The following is a 17,420-nucleotide window of genomic DNA, read 5'->3' as shown; positions in this document are numbered from 1 at the left end:
GGACCATCAGTCATCCAGCTCGCGATAGCGGCGGAAGATGCCCTGCTCATTGAACGGAATGCGGCGCTCGCTTTCGAGATAGGCCTTGATATGCGGCCGCGCGGCGATGCGGTCGTGCAGGCCGACCAGGCCCGGGATGTCTCCCTCGAACGCCTTCATGCGCTTCGGGAAGGCATAACGCAGCCCGTCGACGATCTGGAACAGCGAGAGGTCGACGTAAGTCAGGCGGCGACCGGTGACATAGGTGCCGCCGCTCTCGGCGAGAAGCTGCTCGAAATAGCCGAGATATTTCGGCACGCGCTCGTCCCAGAACTCGGCCGTGCGCTTCTTCGCCGGCGCCTTCTGGTCCTCATAATAGAGCGAGGGCCCGAGCGGATGATGGGTGTCGTGGATCTCGACGACGAGGTCGGTGATGGTGAGCTGGAGCTGGTGCACCCAGAGCCTGCCAGCTTCCGTCTTCGGCGCAAGCGAGTGGCGGGCGCCGAGATAGAGCAGGATGTTGGCAGTCTGGCCGATGACGAGCTTGCCCGCTTTCAGGAACGGCGGCGCAAAGGGCGGCGTGCCCCTATGCGCGTCCATCATCTTCATCATCGCAGCCGTTCCGCGCGGGCCGCGCGCGACATCGACGTAAGCGGCCCCCGCCTCCTCCAGCGCCAGCCGCACATATTCGCCGCGGCCCTGGATCTCGGGCCAGTAGTAGAGCTCGTACTTCATGGGAGGGGTCCGTGAACGTGGGAGCGATCGGACCAATGTAGCATGCGGCTCGGGGTTCCGTGAGGGCGAGACGGAACGGCCCTCGACACTCCGTCATTGCGAGCGCAAGCGAAGCCATCCAGAGTGTCTCCACGGAAAGATTCTGGATTGCTTCGCTTCGCGCGCAATGACGAGTGGAGCGAGCTTCGCTCCTTAATTCAATTCGCCGCGAAACAATACAACAGGCCATCGCCGCCGGTGCTCTTCAGATCGGCCTGCGAGCAGCCGCCATCGGGACCGCGCGAGGGGTGAGAGCTGTTCCAGGATTTCGAGGGCTCGTCGTCGCGCAGGCCCCGTCGATCGAGGTGGCCGACCATCGCGGCACCTTGCGTGCTCGATGTCCAATTCTTGCAGGTGCGATCGTCCGGACCGGCAAACGCCGTACCGTCTGGTTGAGATCCCGTGAGAATGTCGTGCCGATTTGGCTGGTCGCCGACACCATTGATCCCCTCGCCCTTCTCGCTGAGCGCGGTCTGCTTGGTGAGGTTGTTGGCCGCGCTGTGCAGGTCGGCAACGTCCTTGGCGATGACCGCGCCCTTGGCGTTCTGCCACGGTCCCTTGCCGATGCGGTCGCGCGCGTTGACGGCCGGCTTGCCGTCGGCGGCCTGCGTCGAGAGATAGGCGCGCCAGGTCTTGGTGCCGGTGCCGGCGGCCTGAGCGAGCTTCTGGCACTGCGCATCGGCTCCCTCCAGGCCGCCGAGATCGGCGCCCTTGCCCGGGCCGTTGGAGGTCACGAAGAACGTCATGTCAGTTGATTGCGCGTGCGCCGAAGGTGCCGCGAGCAAGGCCAACGTGAGCGCGAACCCTGAAATCGTCACGGATCTCTCGATACGGAGCATCTTGTCCTCCCAGGAGTGTTTTTTGTTCGCCGCCTGACTTCAACCCGAGGCGCACCCGCTTATTCCCATCCCGCGACACGAGACGACCAAAAGAAAAAGGCGCCGTGCGGCAAGCACGACGCCTTTGTCTTCAATCTCCAAGCGATCAGTTGGTCTGCTGGATCGCCGACAGTTCCCAGCCGGTGCCCGGCCGGCGGGCGAAGGTCCAGATCTCGGTCGCCTCGCCCGGCTGCTCGCTGCCGGCGACGATCGCGCCGGTGTTGCGGTCGACCGTCTTATCGGTGAGCGCAAAGCGCAGCGCCACCGTGGCGTAGTCGGTCTCGCCTTCGCGCCAGGATTCCGCGAGGTCGCCCTGCAACAATTTCACGTTGGTGACCTTGTTGACGACGTTGCGCGCGCGGTTTTGCGCAAGATCCTGCTCGAAATAGGAGACCATTTCCGGCGTCGCGAGCGTGTGCAGCTTGGCCACGTCCTCGTTCGACCAGGCGGCTTGGATCTCGCCGAGCAGCCGCTCGAACGCCTCGTAGTCATCAGGCTTGATCTCGAGCGGCGCGTTGTTGGCGCCGAAGCCGAAGCCGCCAAGTCCACTGCCAAGTCCACTGCCAAGTCCACCAGCAAGACCGCTGCGATAGTTCGTCTGCGGTCCAGGCGCTGCGCCTGCATCAGCATTGGCATAAGCCGCCCGCGGGGCGTGACGGCGCTGCCACCAGGACATTGCCAGCCGCACCACGAGCACCACCAGCGCGATCTGGATGATCAGGCCGAGGATCGAGGACAGGCCGCCGAGGCCCCCGAACAGGCCGCCGCCGAACAGCATGCCGAGCAGGCCGGCGCCGAGGAAGCCCGCCGCAAGGCCGCCCAGGAAACCGCCGCCGCGGCCGAACAGGCCACCGCGCGCGGGCGCGGAAGCAGCCGAATTCATGCCTGCGCCCGGCTGGGTGTAGGTGCGGTTGAACTGCGAGGTTGAGCCCGGCGCGGTCGTGGTCGAAGGCGGCGCCGAATAGGTGCGCGAGCCGCGCGAACCCGACGACATGCCACCACCAACGCGCGCGTCGGCGGACGAGATCGCCAGCGCAGTCGGCAGCGCAAGCGCCAGCACGACGGCGATCGTCTTGAAGAGATTGCGGGAGCGTAGCGAGAAAGTCATGTGCGTTTCCCAAATCCCCGGCATGGGGAGGTGCGCCTAAGATGGGCAGACTTCCCGAAAAGTGAAGCCGGTTTCGGACCTTGTGGCTGCGGCCCTCAGTCGCGGGGAATGTGGCAAAAGCCCATATCTGGCGGGGATTTGGGCCCGAAGCGGGCGGGAACAATGGTCGCTGGTTACCGGCGGTTTTAGGGGCGAGTTTCCGCTGTTCCCCGTCGCGGCAATGGCGGCGAATGCGGCGGAGCCCTCACCCCTGCTTCGTCATCGTCTCCTTCACCGCCGCGACGAGCTGGCTGAGTGTGAAGGGTTTTGGCAGGAAGTCGAACTGCTGGCCTTCGGGCAGGCTCTTCTCGAAGGCGTCCTCGGCATAGCCGGAGACGAAGATGAACTTGATGTCGGGGTTCTTTTCCCGCATCGCCTTCAGCAGCGTCGGGCCGTCCATCTCGGGCATGACGACGTCGGAGACGACGAGATCGATCGCCCCGCCCTGCTCCTCCAGCACCTCCATGGCCTCGACGCCGTTCTCGGCCTCGACCACGGTGTAGCCGCGCGAGCGCAGGCCGCGGGCGTTGAGCGCGCGCAGGCCCTCTTCGTCCTCGACCAGCAGAATGGTGCCCTGCCCGGTGAGATCGGTGCGCGGCTTCGCCTCTGCCGGCGCGGCTTCCTTCGCGGCGCCATTGGTCGCGCTGACTGCTGCTGCAGGCTGCTCGACCTGCACCTCGGCCTCGGCGTGGTGGCGTGGCAGGAAGATGTGGAACGAGGTGCCCTGCCCCGGCTCGGAATCGACGTAGATGAAGCCGCCGGTCTGCTTGACGATGCCGTAGACGGTGGAGAGCCCGAGTCCGGTGCCCTTGCCCACCTCTTTCGTCGAGAAGAACGGCTCAAAGATCTTGTCACGGATGTCGGCGGGAATGCCGGTACCGGTGTCGGCGACCTCGATCCGCACATAGTCCGCCGCCGGCATGCCCTTGTAGGCGAGCTTGCCGGCCTCCTCGCTGGTGACGTTGGCGGTACGGATGATCAGCTTGCCGCCGTCGGGCATGGCATCGCGCGCGTTCACCGCGAGGTTGACGATCACCTGCTCGAACTGCGAGACGTCGACCTTCACCGGCCAGAGGTCGCGGCCGTGGACGAGGTCGAGCTTGACCTTCTCGCCGATCAGCCGGCGCAGCAGCATGGTGAGATCGGAAAGCGCGTCGCCGAGATCGAGCACCTGCGGCCGCAGCGTCTGCCGCCGCGAGAACGCCAGCAGCTGCCGCACCAGGGTCGCGGCCCGGGTCGCGTTCTGCTTGATCTGCATGATGTCCTGGAACGACGGGTCGGTCGGCTTATGCGCGTTCAACAGGAAGTCGTTCGCCATCATGATGGCGGACAGCACGTTGTTGAAGTCGTGGGCGATGCCGCCGGCGAGCTGGCCGACCGTCTCCATCTTCTGGGACTGGTTGATCTGGTTCTCCAGCGCGCGCCGCTCGGTGGTCTCGAGCATGTGCACGATGGCGGCTTCCGCCTCGTTCTCGGCCGCGTCCACCGGCGTCACGAAGAACTGGCCCCAGCGCTCCTTGGCCCCTTCCAGCGCCACCTCGACCGGCGCGATGTCGGCCTTGCCTTCGGCGGCCTGGTTGATGGCCGCGATCAAGAGGTGGCGGTCGCGCGAATTGACCGCGCGGAAGATCGACTTGGAGGCGCTGTCGAGCCCGAGCGCCTGGCCGAGCTTGGCGTAGCGCGCATTGGCGCGCACCACGTTGCCGGCGCGGTCGACGGTCGCGATCGCCATCGGCGTGTGGTCGAAGAAGCGCATGAAGCGCACTTCGGCGGCGCGGTCAGGATCGCTGCGCTCGTCGCGGGCGCGGCTGATCACGAGCGTGCGTGACGGCCCCGGCGCGCCGTCGGCGCCGAAGGCGAGCTTGTGATAGAGCCGCACCGGCATGGTCTTGCCGGTGCGCATGCGCAGGTCGATGTCGAAGACCTCGGTCTTCACCTCGCCCGGCACCGCCACGATCGAGGTCAGCAGCGAGGCGCCGTCGCCGGAGACGATGTCGGTGAGCTTCAGGCCGCCCGAGCCGATCTCGGCGAGATCGTAGTCGAGCCAGTTTGCCAGCGTCGCGTTGACATAGGCGAGCTCGCCGGCCGGATTGACCGAAAAGAAGCCGCACGGCGCATGATCGAGATATTCGATCGCGTGCTGGAGCTCCTGGAACACGTCCTCCTGGCGCTCGCGGTCGCGGGTGATGTCGGCGATCGACCACACCGCGTATTTTGCCTCGCGCTTGCCGGTGCCGAGCGGGCGCACGCGCATCCGCAACCAGCGGCCCTGGTTGCCGTCATGGCCGGAGATGCGCACCTCTTCCTGCTGGCGCTTGCCCTCGCGGGCGGCCTTGAGCAGGCGGAACACCGCCTCGGAGACATCGGGGTTGCCGATGAAGACACGCTCCACGGGGCGCACGTCCTGCGGACCGCTGGCGCCCGTCAGGGTCAGATAGGCGGCATTGGAATAGACCACGTGGCCGCGCGAATCGGTCACGGCCAGCCCGTCGAATCCATGATCGGCGATCCGACCCACAACCGGATCATCGAGACCGCGGTCGGCGAAACGGATGATGCCGGCGGCAAAGGCGAACAGGTTGAACAGGCCGACCATCGCCAGCACGGCGAGGATACCGAGAATATAGGGCTGCGCCTGTGCGCGCCCGAGCGTCATCAGCCCGACGGCGACCGCGACGAGGCCGGCGGCCACCAGCAGCACCAGCGCAATGCTGCCCGAGCGCGGCGACGGTTCGTGCGCCGCAACGGGCTCGCGTGTGAGGTCGTGGTCGGTCTCGGCGGTCATTCTCGAGCTGGCGCAGCCTGTCGGCAGAGAATCAACGCGCTACGGGGCGCGTGGGGTCCTCCCTGCCTGAATCGGACCCTGAGGTGCAAGGGCAGCAGGGGCGAAAGGTACGCTGATTCCCAGATTACGGCCATTTCCGGTACTTTTCGGGCATTTTATCCCCGCCCGGCGCTGAATCCGCGCTTCAGCCGCATGACGTAGCCGATCACCTCGGCGACCGCATGGTAGTGCTCGGTCGGGATTTCCTGGTCGATGTCGACGGTGGCGTAGAGTGCACGGGCCAGCGGCACGTTCTCGACGATCGGGATGTCGTGCTCGCGCGCGATCTCCCGGATCTTGAAGGCGAGGTTGTCGACGCCCTTGGCGACGCAGATCGGCGCGGTCATGCCGCGCTCGTAGGACAGCGCCACCGAATAGTGGGTGGGGTTGGTGATGATCACCGACGCCTTGGGAACCGCAGCCATCATGCGCTTCTTGGCGCGCTGCTGCCGCAACTGCCTGATCTTGCCCTTGATGTGCGGGTCGCCTTCGGACTGCTTGAACTCTTCCTTGATCTCCTGAAGCGACATCTTCTGGCGCTGGAACCAGCTGCGGTACTGGAAGAAATAGTCGGCGATGGCGACGATCGCGAGTGCCGCGACCACCGCGCCGAGCAGATGGATGGTCATGCTGGTGCTGGCGCCGAGCATGGCGGCCGGATCGAGCCTGACCATCGCCTCCATGCGATGCCGCTCCGGCCACAGGATCATGGTCATGACCACGCTGAGGGCGATCAGCTTGCCGATGCCTTTGAGAAAATTGGCGGCCGCCTGCTTGCCGAAGATGCGCTTGAAGCCGGCGCCGGGCGAAATCTTGTTGAATTTGGGTTTCAGGGATTCGGCCGACCAGACCAGGCGGTGCTGGAGCATGTTGCCGGCGATGGCCGCCAGCACCAGCATCAAGAGTGGCACACCGATCGCTGCAAGCACGGCGAACTCGATCTGCTGCATCAGCGCGAGCAGGGCCCTGCCGTCGGTCTTGATCATCCAGGAATTGGCCAGCAGGTTGCGCATCGGCGTCAGCAGCCCGCTGCCGACCGAGCCCGAGAAGGTCGAGACCACGAGCGTGCCACCCGCCATCATGAACCAGGTGTTGATCTCCTGGCTCTTGGCGACGTCGCCGCGTTCGAGCGCATCGTCGAGGCGCTTTTGCGTCGGGTCTTCTGTTTGACTTTCGGGATCGTTGTCTTCCGCCATCGATCGACCCCTGTTACTTGAGCGGCATCATCTGGTGCATGACACCGATGAAATAGTCGAGAAACGTGCCCATCATCGCGGTGAGCACCACGGCGAGCACCAGGAAGCCTGCGAAGATCGACAGCGGCACGCCGACGAAATAGACCTGCATCTGCGGCATCAGCCGCGCCAGCACACCCAACCCGATGTTGAAGACGAGGCCGAACACCAGGAACGGTCCGGAGAGCTGCAAGCCGAGGCGGAACGCGGCGGCGAAGGCGCGCGTCGCCAGCGAGGCGACGTCGCCGCTCGATACCGTCTCGCCCGGCGAGAAGATGGTGTAGCTGTCGTTCAGCGCCGCGATCACCAAATGATGGCTGTCGGTGGCGAACAGCAGCGTCACTCCCAGCATGGTCAGGAAGTTGCCAACCAGCACGCCCTGCTGTCCCTGCGTCGGATCGACCGAGGTGACGAAGCCGAGCCCCATCTGCTGCGCGATCACGGATCCCGCGACCTGGAGCGCCGACAGCGTCACGCGCGCGGTTGCGCCGAGCACAATGCCGATCGCAATCTCATGCAGCATCAGCACCAGCAGCGGCGCCAGCGAACCCATGTCGACCTGATAGGCGTTGCGATGCAAGGGAAGGATGATCAGCGTGAGCAGCAGCGCGATCGACAGCTTGATCCGCATCGGGATGTTGGTCTCGCCCAGGCCCGGCAGCAGCATCACCATCGCGCCGACCCGGGCGAAGGCGAGCATGAAAGCAGCGGCGAGCGCCGGCAGCAGCGAGACGTCGATGCGCATGGTTCACGCATCTTGCCTCAGCCGCCGATGATTCGCGACGAGATCCGCAGCATGTGGGCGTGAAGCGAGTCGGCCATGAACGGCAGCGCCAATAGCATAGTGGCGAAGATGGCCAGAATCTTCGGCACGTAGATCAGCGTCTGCTCCTGGATCTGCGTCAGCGCCTGGAACAGCGACACGATGACACCGACCACGAGGCCGACCACCATCAGCGGCGACGACACGATCACAATGGTCCAGATCGCATCACGCGCGACGTCGAGGGTCTCGGGTCCGGTCATTTTGAATTCTCGCTTCCAGTCAATTCCGTCATTCCGGGGCTCGCGAAGCGAGAACCCGGAATCTCGAGATTCTCAGGTGCGCAATTGCGCACCTTAGTTCGGTGCTTCGCACCGCCCCGGAATGACAACCTCGTCAGATCGGCATCTTCATGATGTCTTCATACGCCGCGATCACGCGGTCGCGCACCGAGACCAGCGTGGACACCGCGACATCGGTGTCTGCGACCGCCGTCACCACGTCCATCACGTTGGCCTTGCCGGCGGCCATCGCCACCGTCTGCGCGTCGGATTTGCGGCCGGACTCCATGACGCTGCCGACGGCGTCTTTCAGCAGCGAAGCGAAGGACTGCCCGCTGGCTTCGCTGCCTTTGCTCGCACCGCTGTTCTCCAGCACGCGGGCAAGATTGGCATAGGCGTTGGCGGCAATTGTCGGTGATGCCATGGCTCAAATGTCCTGTTCAGCTCTTGAGGATGTCGAGCGTGCGCTGGATCATCCGGCGCGTCGCACTGATGATGTTCAGATTGGCCTCGTAGGACCGCTGCGCGTCGCGCATGTCGGTCATCTCGACCACCGAGTTCACGTTGGGATATTTGACGTTGCCGCTCGCATCCGCGGCGGGATTGTTCGGCTCGTATTTGACGCGGAAAGCGGACTGGTCGGGCTTGATCCGGCCGAGCGTGACGACCTGCGCCTCGAGCGTACGGTCGAGCGCGGAGGAGAAGGTCGGAACCTTGCGCCGGTAGGGATCGCCGCCGGCGGTCTGCGCCGTCGAATCGGCATTCGCGATGTTCTCCGAGATCACCCGCATGCGCCCGGCCTGCGCGCGCAGGCCGGAGGTGGCGATTGCCATCGAGCGGGCAAAGTCACTGCTGTCATTCGCCATGATGCACCTCTGGCTCTCCTGGTTCCCCGATCACGCCTAACCCTTGCCGATCGCGGTCTTGAGCAGGTGCAGGCTCTTCGAGTAGAGCGAGGTCGCGGCCGCATAGTCCATCTGGTTGCTGGCGGCCTTCATCATCTCCTCCTCGAGATTGACGGCATTGCCCGCAGGACGGGTCTCAAAGCCCGCATTCTTGTTCTGGTCGAAGGCGGAAGCCGCACCTAGCGGCGTCATGTGCGAGGCGCTGGTCCGGGCCAGGGCCAGAGGGCCCATGGAGCCCGTGACGGCGCCGGTCTTGTCGAGCTTGGGCTCGACCAGGTCGCGCGGCCGGAATTTGGGCGTGTCGGAATTGGAGACGTTCTCGGACAGGACGCGCTGGCGCTCCTGGTGCCACTGCATCTTGGTGCGAAGCGCCGACAGCACCGGGAGGTCGTTGATGGACATCGTTGCGGCTCCTTCCGCCGTCGGACTTGTGTCCGAAGCTAGGCAGAATTTGCCGCCTGTATGGTTAACAGCTGGTTAAGGCCCCTGCTAACGCATGCCCCCCGAGCGAGGCACGATCTTGCGCCCCGTGATTCTACGCGGCGAAAAGTGGCGTTAACCCAACCGTTTGGCGGCGCGTGGACAGGGCAAGAAGTCGTTTTGGATCGGGCGATTCATAGGTTATTAAGAGTTGGGGACGGCAAAACTTGCCGTGGAACGTTAAGAAATCGCAGTTTGGGGCATCGTCCGCCGGTGGTCGGTAAACTGACCATGGGCACGAGAAAAGCGCCATTTGTCGGGGACAAGTATGCAAGGCAGCCCTATTACCTTCATCGTCGCGTTCATCGTCGTTCTGGCGTTGATCGGCGTCGCTGCTTGGCTGGTTCGCCGATTCGCCTCTAGCCGGATCGGCGCCAACTCCCAGCGCGGCCGGATGCCCCGCCTCGCCGTGATCGACGCTGCCGCGGTCGACGGCCGACGCCGGCTGGTGCTGGTCCGGCGTGACAATGTCGAGCACCTGCTGATGATCGGCGGCCCGACCGACATCGTCGTCGAGCCCAATATCGTTCGCGCCGCGCCCAGCCGGGACCAGCTCCCGCAACGTCCGAGCGCCGCCGAACCGCCGCGCCTCGCCCCCATGCCCGATGCCGGCGGCTGGGCCGACGAAGCGCCACGCCCCGAACTGCTCGATCATCCCGAGCCGCAAATGCCCGAGCCGCCGCCGCGGCCCGCGCGCCCATCCTTCGCCGACGAGGTGCGCCGACCTGCTCCTGCACTGGCCGAACGCCGCAGCGAGCCGCCCCTGGGAGGCTTTCCGCCGGAGCCGATCGCGCCACGTCCGGAGCGCGAACCACGGCCCGAGCCGCTGCCGCCGCGCGTCCCCCGCGGCGAGCCGCCGCTGATGCCGCGTCCGCCGCGCGGGAGCGAGCCGATGAAGATGCCGCCAGTACGCCCCGAGCGCGCCGCTGCAGCACCGCCTCCTCCGCCTGTGCCGCAGGCTCCGCCCGTTCCGCCGCCGGCATCTGCTCCTGCGCCCTCGAGCGCCGAGCAGAATCTCGCCGAAATGGCGCAGCGGCTAGAGGCTGCGCTGCGCCGCCCGGCCGGCGAAACGGTCGCGCCTCCGGTTGCGCCGGAGCCGCCGCCCGCTCCCCCGCGCAGCCCACGCAGCGAGCCGCCGGCGCCACCGGCCCCGCCCGCAAAGCCGGCCGCGGAGAAGACCAGCTTTGAAAATCTCGAAGACGAGATGGCCTCCCTGCTCGGCCGTCCGAAGCCGTCTTCGTGAGGTTGCCGGCCCTCCCGCGTAGAGTTCTTGTCCTTTCTGTCCTGTTCAGTGCGGCCTCGCTTGCGATGCCGGCGCATGCCCAGGACATCAGCATCAACCTCGGCGGCGGCGCTGGCGGCGGCGGCGTCACCGAACGCGCGATCCAGCTGATCGCACTGCTCACGGTGCTGTCGATCGCGCCATCGATCCTGATCATGATGACGTCGTTCACGCGCATCGTGGTGGTGCTGTCGCTGCTGCGCACCGCGATGGGCACTGCGACCGCGCCGCCGAACTCGGTGATCATTGCGCTCGCGATGTTCCTCACCTTCTTCGTGATGGGCCCGGTGCTACAGAAATCCTACGACGAAGGCATCCGCCCGCTCGTCGCCAACCAGATCAGTGTCGAGGATGCGCTGCAGCGCGCCTCCGTCCCCTTGCGCGGCTTCATGCAGAAGAACGTGCGCGAGAAGGACCTCAAGCTGTTCCTGGATCTCTCCGGCGAGCCGCCGCCATCTACTCCCGACGATCTCGCCTTACGCATTCTCGTCCCCTCCTTCATGATCTCCGAGCTGAAGCGCGCCTTCGAGATCGGCTTCCTGTTGTTTCTCCCCTTCCTGATCATCGACCTCGTCGTCGCCTCCGTGCTGATGTCGATGGGCATGATGATGCTGCCGCCGGCAACGATCTCGCTGCCGTTCAAGCTGATCTTCTTCGTGCTGGTCGACGGCTGGTCGCTGGTGGCGGGGAGCTTGGTGCAGAGTTACGGGGGGTAATGTCGGGCTCCCCGCCTCTTCCGCAACGAAAGCCGCTTCGGTCCCGCATCGCATAGACACCTGGCGTGACGGAAACCTGGCCTGATCGCCGCGGCGGAGGTGCACTCCCTCTCCCGCTTGCGGGAGAGGTTGGGGAGAGGGTGTTTCCGCAATGGGACAATCCCCAAGAGGACACAGCCCTCACCCGGCGCTTCGCGCCGACCTCTCCCGCAAGCGGGAGAGGTGAACCCAGCCGCCGCAGTGATTGATGCAGCCTGAAGCCCGTCGGTCCTACCGCGTCATCTTGATCTGCCGCACCACCGGAATCGTCGGCAGCGAGCCGGTGTGATCGGTCTCGTCCCTGGCCTGCGGCGCGCCAGGTGCGCGGGCGGTGGCGTCGGGGAAGCGCTGCTTCATCTCGCGCAGGAAGCCGTCGAGCGTATCGACGCTGGCAGCGAGCTTGGCGATCTCGGCGAATTCGGCGCTGGAGGCTGCGGCCGGCTTGCTCGCGATGTCGAAGGCGAGACGGTCGGCGCTCTCGCTCATCAGCGGCGCGTATTTCTCGCGGAAGCGCGACAGGCCGATCGAGTCGTCGGCGAGCGCATAGCCGACCGCGGCGCGGATGATGTCGCTCTTCTCGACCGCATTGAGCGGCTTGAAATCGCGGAAGCGCTCGCCGTAATAGAGCTCGATCTGCTCGGCGGATTCGCGCCAGCGCCGCGCGGCCCAGAAGATGTCGGAGCGCAGGCGGAGCACTTCGCGCCCGGAGACGTTGGAGACGATGTCGAGCGCGAGATCGTGACGGCCGACATCGCTCTGCGCGCGCGCCTCCAGCAGCAGGCGCTGCTGCCGGAGCTCGCCTGAGAGATCGCTGATGCGGCTCGCGCGCAGCGCGGTGATCGCCATGTCGGGCTTGCGGTTGGCGAGATAGATCATGGCAAGGCGCGCGGCGACCTGGGCGCGCGCCGCGCCTTCGAGGCGATGATCGACCTGGTATTGCAAGAGCTCGGCGGCCTGGTCGAGCAGATCGATCGAGGCGAGACGGTCGGCGAGCCGGCGGATCAGCTCGTCGCCGCGGCGGCCGATCGGCGTCAGCTCGCGGAACTCGTAGAACATCCCGAGCGCCTCGACCGGCGGCAGCTCGTCGCCCTTAGGCCCCAGGAATATCTGCGTGAACAGATCGGAGGCAAGATCCTGCGCCAGGCGCGAGGCTTCGGCGTTCGGCTGGAGCCTCGTCGCGGTGCGCGCGGCGGTGAGCGCATCCCGGTAACGGCCGTTCTCCGCATACAGCTGCGACAGCATCTGCAGTGTCTTGACCTCGATCGCGTCGCCGCGCCAGGTCATCGACAGCGTCTCGAGCTCGCGCAGTGCCTCTTCCTTGCCGATCTCGTCGCGCTTCTGACGCAGCGCGACCTCGAGCTGCTTGGCCTCGGCCGCGGCCGGACGGTCGTTCGAGGCGACCGCGAACTTGTAGTCGTCAAGCGCATCTTTGTCGTGGCCGAGCGCCTCGGCGAGCCGGCCCCGCAGCACGGCGAAGGCGGGTGCAGCCTCAGGTGGGACACCGACCACCTCGAGCTCGCTGCGCCGCTTGGAAGCGCCGGCATAGTCCTTCACCTCGAGCGACGCGCGCATCGCGTCCATCGTCACGATGCGCTGGATGTCGAGCGGCAGAGAGGCGATGGCGAATTCGACGTTCTTGAACTTCTCGCGCGCGTCCGCCCATTTGCCCTGCCGCGCATAGGCGAGCGCCTTCCAGAGCTGGGAATCGTGGCTGTTGCCGATCACGGGATTGGCGAGGTCCTTCAAGCCCTGCGCCGGCCGGCCGATGAGGATGCTCGCGATCGCATGCATGATCAGCGCGCCGCTCTCCTCCTTGTTGAGGGGATCGCTCAGCATCAATTCGGTCACGGCCTTGGCTTCGTGATACATGGCGCGCGACATGTAGAACTGCGCGAGATCGAGCCGCGGCAGCGAACGCAGCGCGGGCTCGACGGCCGAGATCGACGTCGTCAGCTCGCTCTGGCGCGTCCAGAAATTCTCCGACTGTCCCTTGCGCCAGCCTTCGGGGCTGAAGATCGGCCGCACCGCGGTCGGCGCCCGCTCGGCCGAGATGTCGACGGGCGAGAGCGTCAGGCCGCCCTTCTTGCCGAGGATGACCTTGTCGGAGCCGACCTCGACGCCGACCTCATCCGAGTTCGGCCGGATCGCGATGCCGTGCGCGGATTCCAGCAGCGAGAGATCGACGAGATCCTGTCGCTTGATGAAGCCGCGCACCGGCCGCTGCGCGGTGACGACATAGAGCGTATCGCCGGCATCGGGGTCGGTGAGCTTGTGCAGGAGGCCCGGATTGGCGAAGGGGATCGCGATATTGGCAAGCGCGGGATCGGTGATGTTGCGCGACATCATCAGCGGCAGCGGCGTCGCCTGGATCTTGTCGGCGAGCGTCAACATCCAGTTGGTCTCCTTGCCGACCTCCTCGCTCGTCAGCGAGTAGACCAGCGGACGGGTGAGACGGATGCGCACCGCCTGCCCCTTGTCGAGCGGGATGCGGCCGACCTCGCCGATCATAGCGCCGCCCTTGCTGCGGATCGCCTCCACATCGATCGGCTTCGGCGTGTCGAACACCAGCCAGACAGTATCGCCACGGCGGAATGCCGCCGCGGCGGTTGAAACCTGAAGCGGGAACGTGACGCGCAAGCCGTCGCTGTCGCGACGCGCATCGACGCTGGCGACGGACAGCTGCGGGGCGGCGGGCGTCTCGGCGGAGGCGGCCCTCGGGGATTCCTTGACTGGCTCCTTCGCCGCTTCCTTCGCGGCCTCCTTGGGCGCTTCGGCAACCAGAGGCTTGGCAGGCGCGGCCAGGGCTTCGGCGACAGCCGGCACGGGCTTCGGGGCTTCCTTGGATGTCTCCTTGGGCGCTTCCGCTGCGTGCGCAGCCTCAGTCGCGGCAGCCGGCGCCGGCTTCGGTGCTTCGGCGGCCGGCATCGCGGCGGGCGCGTCCGGCATCACCTCGGGCTTCACGTCGATCTTGGCCTCGCGCGCGATCGTCTCCGACGTCGGCGGTGCGATCTCGCGATGCGCATCCTTGGGCTTCTCGGCCGCCGGCTTTTCCGGCGCAGGTGCCGGTCCGTGACCGGCCGGCTTCATCTGCGCGATCGCCGCCTCGGGCGTCGCGGCCGACTTGCCCTTGTCGGGCTGGAACGAGACGTCGACGACATAGTTCTTCTCGTCGCGGAACGAATGCACGTCGGAATCGCCGATCAGCGCGATCTCGACATTGGTCTGGTCGATGTCGGACTTCTGCTTGATCGAGGCGACATTCGGCGGCGCCGCGACGACCGCATCCGCCAGGTCGAAATTGAGGTTGGCGTTGAAGACGAGCGTGAGCTTCTGCTCGTTGAGCACGGAGGAGACGCCGACGCCGTCGGGCATCTCGAACACGAAACGCACGAAGGTCGGCTGCACCGAGGCACGCACGCGGATCTGCGGACGCTTCTTGGCCTCGGCAGCGGCGCGCTGGGCGCGCAGCGCGCGCTCGGCCACGCGTGCGCGCTCGGCGAGCTCCTTGACCACGTCCATGGGCAGGCTCGGCGGCGGTCCCTTCCAGCCCTCGGGCAAGAGGTCGACGAAGGTGCGCTCGCCGGCGTTCATGGTGTTGACGGTGACGCGCCGCGCCAGCGACAGGCGGATGGCGCCGCCGTCAGGGTCGCGGCGGGCAGAGTTGACGTAGTCGGGCGCGCCTTCCGGAACCCGGTCGACGGGAACATCGACCGGCCGGTCGAAGCGGATGATGAGGATGGAGCCGGCGGTCGTCACCTCGGAAGGAACGTCCTCGCCGAGCTTGATGACCAGACGGGCAAAGCCGCCGCCAGCGGAAAACGTCGCCTCGCCCCTGATCGGATCGGCCGCCCGGACCGGCGCCGCGAAGCCAATCAGGAAACAGGCCGCCAGCAAGGTTGCCCCGCGGACATGACGCGACAAGCCCCGTGCCAACGCGCGGGCTCGCGACACAAATCCAGCGGCAGCCTCTCGCGCCATTGGCGGCATTTCTTCCAGTTCGGCGGTCATGCCGGCAATGGCGCCGGCGGTGCCGTCGACTGTAGGTCTCGGCAATTAAGGACTTGTTAATGCTATATCTTGATTTGCGCTGGGGGCAGCACGCCGTGCCGGATCGAGCGGGAGCAGATCCGCCAGTTTCGGATTTGAGAGGCAGGCGGTTAAGGAGTTGTTAACACCTGCACCTGCACCAGCGCCGTCGCGGTTGGTCAGTCCCTTCACGGCACCCCATAGCGGACGAAGTCCTCGCCAATTCCAGCGTCGATGCTTCTGGCCGCCGCGATGTCGCTATTGCCGCCATCGATGTCGCCGAGCTTGAATCTGGCTACCCCGCGACCGTAGAGCGCGCTCGCCAGCTTGGGCGCGAACCGCAGCGCTGAGTTGTAGTCATCGATAGCCGCGGAGAATTGTCCCAACTTCAGATTTATCAGGGCGCGCGAGTCATATGTTGCGGCGTTGCCTGCTCCCGATCGAAGCGCCATGTCGCAGTCTTCCAGCGCAGCCTGCAAAGCGCCAAGGACGGCTCGGGCCCAACAGCGTCCGCTCCACGCCGCCTCCAGCTTCGGGTCAAGGCGAAGCGCCTCGTCATAGTCCTGCGCTGCACGATCGTACGCATTCCTCCTCAAGTGGGCTGACGCACGGTTGGCAAAAGCAGCGCCATAGTTCGGGTTGAGCTTGAGCGCCTCCTCGAAAGCGCCAAGAGCAAGGTCGTGCGAGCCTGTTCTCAGATAGGCCACGCCGAGGTTGTTAAAGGCTTTGGCATAATTCGGGTTAAGCCTGGTCGCTTCAATGAAATCCTTGATCGCGCGTTCGTAGTCGGCTTTGGCGCTGTAGGCATTGCCCCTGTTGTTGTGGGCGACGGCGAAGCCGTTGGCGCTCCCCTCGCCCGCATCGATAAACGCCGTGCAGCCATCGATCCGAGCTTCGGGCGACACGCGATTTGAGCCGTTACACAGTTCAACATTCTTGAGTGAGCTGCCCGTCTTCGGCTTCTGCGCCAAGCTCGACGAACCGAACAGCACAACGATGAGAATGAGCATCACTGCCTTGATGACACTGGCTCTTGCGATCATTTTCACACCAGCCGCCAAGCTCCGCGAGTGAACGAAGCGCTAATTCCAGAATATCTGCCCGGCCCGGCGTTGCCGCCGGCATCACGACGGCTTCAAGCAAACTTCTCAGCATCCCCGACAGATGTTGAGCCTGCGATCGGCACGTCGATCGGGCTTCGGCGCCGCGGGTGTCGGCGGCTTCTTCAGGAGCTTGCCCTCTTCGATCAGGGTCGAAAATTTGACTGACCCATCGTCCGAAATCTCGATATGCGGCGTCGTGCCTCGGATCCCCAGCGTGGCGACGGGAGTATCGACCTTCATGTCACCGGTCTTGGCGACATTGCCCGCGACAAGAGTGAACGTTCCCCTGGCGAGATTGAACAGGGTCGCATTGGACTTGCCGGCCGGCTCATACACATATTGATCCAACTCGATACGGGCGTTGTTCGACAGATTGAACGAGCTGCCGTCGGTAAAGTTGATTCCGACTCGGCCATCGGCCCCGGTCAGCACCACGTCACCGAGATATACGGGATCACCCGTCTTGGCCCGGCCGGGCTCACCCGAGACATTCGCTTGAACGACCACCGCGGCCGCATGTTCGATCGTGACCGAGCCCGTGGCCGCCACCACCTTCCCGATCGGTTTCGACGACGGGCTGGCGACGGCGGGCTTGGCGGAATCGATTTGCGCTTGAACCGGCACGAAATTGGCAAGCGCCAAGACCAAGCCGGTCGCCAAAGCGGCTATCGTAGGTCTGCACATGATCCGCCCTTTCCGAGAAGATCTTGTCGCTATCGGCGGCTCATTTCTCGAGCCGCGAAGCGCCGTCACAATAAATATAATTCTTGTTTAATTCGTTTAATCGGCCTATTTTACCGCAACGCTACGGAAGCGCCATAAATTAAATACGCATCGTTTGTCAATTTAATCACTTTAGCGGGAGGGATACGCCGGGAATGGCATTCGCGCCGCCGTCCCCGCGCCATGCGTCTCTCTGGATCAGACTTGTTGATGATTTCGGCGGGCAAGCCTTCGGCTGCCAGCGCCTAGGATATTTGTCCCTTGG

General features: G+C 65.3%; 15 protein-coding genes. 2 read left to right on the top strand and 13 right to left on the bottom strand.

Annotated elements, in window-relative coordinates; translation table 11 throughout:
- Positions 1 to 6 precede the first annotated feature (6 nt).
- The 10 genes from CVM73_RS06400 to flgB form a co-directional block, all read right to left on the bottom strand.
- Complete coding sequence (locus tag CVM73_RS06400) at positions 7 to 714, bottom strand: glutathione S-transferase (protein ID WP_100231177.1); 708 nt, start codon at positions 712 to 714, stop codon at positions 7 to 9.
- Between the two features lie 197 nt (positions 715 to 911).
- Positions 912 to 1,592 (bottom strand): lectin, encoded by a 681-nt coding sequence (locus CVM73_RS06395; RefSeq protein WP_100231176.1) that lies wholly within the window; start codon positions 1,590 to 1,592, stop codon positions 912 to 914.
- Between the two features lie 145 nt (positions 1,593 to 1,737).
- Complete coding sequence (locus CVM73_RS06390; RefSeq protein WP_100231175.1) at positions 1,738 to 2,763, bottom strand: Tim44 domain-containing protein; 1,026 nt, start codon at positions 2,761 to 2,763, stop codon at positions 1,738 to 1,740.
- Positions 2,764 to 2,983: 220 nt separating this feature from the next.
- On the bottom strand, positions 2,984 to 5,563 hold the full coding sequence (gene cckA, locus CVM73_RS06385; RefSeq protein WP_100231174.1) for a cell cycle histidine kinase CckA: 2,580 nt from the start codon (positions 5,561 to 5,563) through the stop codon (positions 2,984 to 2,986).
- Between the two features lie 155 nt (positions 5,564 to 5,718).
- Positions 5,719 to 6,798: a flagellar biosynthesis protein FlhB gene (flhB, locus tag CVM73_RS06380; protein WP_100231173.1), complete on the bottom strand. Its 1,080-nt coding sequence runs from the start codon at positions 6,796 to 6,798 to the stop codon at positions 5,719 to 5,721.
- Positions 6,799 to 6,811: 13 nt separating this feature from the next.
- Positions 6,812 to 7,582 carry a flagellar biosynthetic protein FliR gene (fliR, locus tag CVM73_RS06375; RefSeq protein ID WP_100231172.1) on the bottom strand — a complete coding sequence of 257 codons (771 nt, stop codon included), beginning with the start codon at positions 7,580 to 7,582 and terminating at the stop codon, positions 6,812 to 6,814.
- 17 nt (positions 7,583 to 7,599) lie between these two features.
- A complete protein-coding gene (gene fliQ / locus CVM73_RS06370) occupies positions 7,600 to 7,863 on the bottom strand; it encodes a flagellar biosynthesis protein FliQ (RefSeq protein WP_011088555.1) in 264 nt (87 codons plus the stop codon).
- A 133-nt stretch (positions 7,864 to 7,996) separates the two neighbouring features.
- Complete coding sequence (gene fliE / locus CVM73_RS06365; RefSeq protein WP_100231171.1) at positions 7,997 to 8,305, bottom strand: flagellar hook-basal body complex protein FliE; 309 nt, start codon at positions 8,303 to 8,305, stop codon at positions 7,997 to 7,999.
- 16 nt (positions 8,306 to 8,321) lie between these two features.
- Positions 8,322 to 8,747 carry a flagellar basal body rod protein FlgC gene (gene flgC / locus CVM73_RS06360; RefSeq protein WP_100231170.1) on the bottom strand — a complete coding sequence of 142 codons (426 nt, stop codon included), beginning with the start codon at positions 8,745 to 8,747 and terminating at the stop codon, positions 8,322 to 8,324.
- Between the two features lie 36 nt (positions 8,748 to 8,783).
- Positions 8,784 to 9,188 carry a flagellar basal body rod protein FlgB gene (gene flgB, locus CVM73_RS06355; protein ID WP_100231169.1) on the bottom strand — a complete coding sequence of 135 codons (405 nt, stop codon included), beginning with the start codon at positions 9,186 to 9,188 and terminating at the stop codon, positions 8,784 to 8,786.
- Positions 9,189 to 9,534: 346 nt separating this feature from the next.
- Here flgB and CVM73_RS06350 point away from each other — a divergent pair, with 346 nt between their 5' ends.
- Both CVM73_RS06350 and fliP read left to right on the top strand, forming a co-directional pair.
- Entirely contained in the window at positions 9,535 to 10,509 is a 975-nt protein-coding gene (locus CVM73_RS06350) for a flagellar biosynthetic protein FliO (protein WP_100231168.1), read from the top strand.
- Positions 10,506 to 11,264 carry a flagellar type III secretion system pore protein FliP gene (fliP, locus tag CVM73_RS06345; RefSeq protein ID WP_100231167.1) on the top strand — a complete coding sequence of 253 codons (759 nt, stop codon included), beginning with the start codon at positions 10,506 to 10,508 and terminating at the stop codon, positions 11,262 to 11,264. Before CVM73_RS06350 ends, fliP begins: the two co-directional genes overlap by 4 nt.
- Before the next feature lie 270 nt (positions 11,265 to 11,534).
- Here the strand turns inward: fliP and CVM73_RS06340 are convergent, their stop codons facing one another.
- The 3 genes from CVM73_RS06340 to CVM73_RS06330 form a co-directional block, all read right to left on the bottom strand.
- On the bottom strand, positions 11,535 to 15,281 hold the full coding sequence (locus CVM73_RS06340; protein ID WP_167406697.1) for a tetratricopeptide repeat protein: 3,747 nt from the start codon (positions 15,279 to 15,281) through the stop codon (positions 11,535 to 11,537).
- Positions 15,282 to 15,517: 236 nt separating this feature from the next.
- The gene (locus CVM73_RS06335; RefSeq protein WP_167406696.1) at positions 15,518 to 16,372 is read right to left on the bottom strand and encodes a tetratricopeptide repeat protein; all 855 of its coding nucleotides are present in this window, start codon (positions 16,370 to 16,372) and stop codon (positions 15,518 to 15,520) included.
- Positions 16,373 to 16,477: 105 nt separating this feature from the next.
- A complete protein-coding gene (locus CVM73_RS06330) occupies positions 16,478 to 17,074 on the bottom strand; it encodes a FecR family protein (RefSeq protein ID WP_347338452.1) in 597 nt (198 codons plus the stop codon).
- Between the last annotated feature and the right edge of the window lie 346 nt (positions 17,075 to 17,420).

It is taken from the genome of Bradyrhizobium forestalis, assembly GCF_002795245.1.
In the GTDB taxonomy this organism is placed as follows: domain Bacteria; phylum Pseudomonadota; class Alphaproteobacteria; order Rhizobiales; family Xanthobacteraceae; genus Bradyrhizobium; species Bradyrhizobium forestalis.
The sequence above is the reverse complement of the archived record's forward strand: the minus strand, read 5'-3'. Positions and strand labels throughout refer to the sequence as shown.

Bases quoted from the DNA above. Each gene is read 5' to 3' on its own strand.
- CVM73_RS06400 (WP_100231177.1), bottom strand. From the start codon at position 714: ATGAAGTACGAGCTCTACTACTGGCCCGAGATCCAGGGCCGCGGCGAA.
- CVM73_RS06395 (WP_100231176.1), bottom strand. From the start codon at position 1,592: ATGCTCCGTATCGAGAGATCCGTGACGATTTCAGGGTTCGCGCTCACG.
- CVM73_RS06390 (WP_100231175.1), bottom strand. From the start codon at position 2,763: ATGCCGGGGATTTGGGAAACGCACATGACTTTCTCGCTACGCTCCCGC.
- cckA (WP_100231174.1), bottom strand. From the start codon at position 5,563: ATGACCGCCGAGACCGACCACGACCTCACACGCGAGCCCGTTGCGGCG.
- flhB (WP_100231173.1), bottom strand. From the start codon at position 6,798: ATGGCGGAAGACAACGATCCCGAAAGTCAAACAGAAGACCCGACGCAA.
- fliR (WP_100231172.1), bottom strand. From the start codon at position 7,582: ATGCGCATCGACGTCTCGCTGCTGCCGGCGCTCGCCGCTGCTTTCATG.
- fliQ (WP_011088555.1), bottom strand. From the start codon at position 7,863: ATGACCGGACCCGAGACCCTCGACGTCGCGCGTGATGCGATCTGGACC.
- fliE (WP_100231171.1), bottom strand. From the start codon at position 8,305: ATGGCATCACCGACAATTGCCGCCAACGCCTATGCCAATCTTGCCCGC.
- flgC (WP_100231170.1), bottom strand. From the start codon at position 8,747: ATGGCGAATGACAGCAGTGACTTTGCCCGCTCGATGGCAATCGCCACC.
- flgB (WP_100231169.1), bottom strand. From the start codon at position 9,188: ATGTCCATCAACGACCTCCCGGTGCTGTCGGCGCTTCGCACCAAGATG.
- CVM73_RS06350 (WP_100231168.1), top strand. From the start codon at position 9,535: ATGCAAGGCAGCCCTATTACCTTCATCGTCGCGTTCATCGTCGTTCTG.
- CVM73_RS06340 (WP_167406697.1), bottom strand. From the start codon at position 15,281: ATGGCGCGAGAGGCTGCCGCTGGATTTGTGTCGCGAGCCCGCGCGTTG.
- CVM73_RS06335 (WP_167406696.1), bottom strand. From the start codon at position 16,372: ATGATCGCAAGAGCCAGTGTCATCAAGGCAGTGATGCTCATTCTCATC.